Genomic DNA, 977 nt, shown 5'->3' with positions numbered 1-977 from the left:
AAGAACCTGACCGCCTCCGGGTCATTTTCTTCTGCCTGAAAGGCTGTGGCATAAAGGTTATTGGACAGGGCCTTANAGTCATCTAGCAAGTCTTTCAGACCCAGCATGTCGCACAAGAACCTGACCGCCTCCGGGTCATTTTCTTCTGCCTGAAAGGCTGTGGCATAAAGGTTATTGGACAGGGCCTTAAGGGCACTGGCCCGCTCGGGCGTGAGGTTTTCTTCGGTCGATGCGTATTCAATGTCAGCGGCATCGTCACGAGCAGCCGTGACGATGGCAGCGACGATGGTTGGCAGAGATGCGGTCATTGCCTGCTCATGTTGGGTGAGGTTTATGACGGCCGACCAGACAGCGGAAACGGAAGGAATGGAAGATGGCAGATGGCAGATGGCAGATGATGTTGTTCGCAAGGTGGTTGGCTATCTCCGCCAAATCGAGAAGCTGGCGGAAAAAGGCGACCTCGACGGTGTTCTGCTCGAAGCGCGTCTTGCCCTTCGCCTGTGCAATGCCCCGTCCAGTGGCGAGGCTGCACCAGAGTAAGGTTCGGTCATTCTGACCGGGCATGATCCACCGGCCCCACAGCCAGGGCGCTAGCCCTAGCTGCGACGGCGCAGGATCACCAGATAGATGAACATGCCCCAGGCAAAGAGGTCGAACACCCGCTGGATATAGACCAGCACAAGGTGCAGGCCGGTGCCGATCAGGGCACCGCCGTCAGCGCCTCGCCATGATAATAAAGCGACATGGCGAAGGCGAAGTTGACCAGCAGCAGCAGGACAGCCGCAGTCTTCAGCCCGCCCAGTTCGGCTGCCGGCGTGCCGTGCGCGTAGCGCAGGGCATCGACCGGCTGCATCACCAAGAAGCTGATGCGGCCTGTCAGGGTATCGGGTGGCATGACCGGAACCTCATTCTGACTTGCCCCTGATTATGCCCATGTATAGACTAATATGCAATTACTGTGCATACGGATTAGAACG

At 57.6% G+C, this 977-nt stretch carries 2 protein-coding genes; one reads left to right on the top strand and one right to left on the bottom strand.

Annotation, left to right across the window (positions count from 1 at the left end; genetic code table 11):
* Positions 1 to 333 precede the first annotated feature (333 nt).
* Positions 334 to 540 (top strand): hypothetical protein, encoded by a 207-nt coding sequence (locus tag CK944_RS23080; RefSeq protein WP_146038775.1) that lies wholly within the window; start codon positions 334 to 336, stop codon positions 538 to 540.
* A gap of 160 nt (positions 541 to 700) precedes the next feature.
* Here CK944_RS23080 and CK944_RS22265 read toward each other — a convergent pair whose 3' ends face one another.
* A complete protein-coding gene (locus CK944_RS22265; RefSeq protein WP_103175197.1) occupies positions 701 to 895 on the bottom strand; it encodes a hypothetical protein in 195 nt (64 codons plus the stop codon).
* Positions 896 to 977 lie beyond the last annotated feature (82 nt).

Source organism: Paracoccus sp. SY, from assembly GCF_002901215.1.
GTDB lineage: Bacteria > Pseudomonadota > Alphaproteobacteria > Rhodobacterales > Rhodobacteraceae > Paracoccus > Paracoccus acridae.
Note: the sequence above shows the minus strand (reverse complement) of the source record. Positions and strands in the feature narration are given on the sequence as shown.

Coding starts and splice junctions, on each gene's coding strand:
- CK944_RS23080 (WP_146038775.1), top strand. CDS start 334: ATGACGGCCGACCAGACAGCGGAAACGGAAGGAATGGAAGATGGCAGA.
- CK944_RS22265 (WP_103175197.1), bottom strand. CDS start 895: ATGCCACCCGATACCCTGACAGGCCGCATCAGCTTCTTGGTGATGCAG.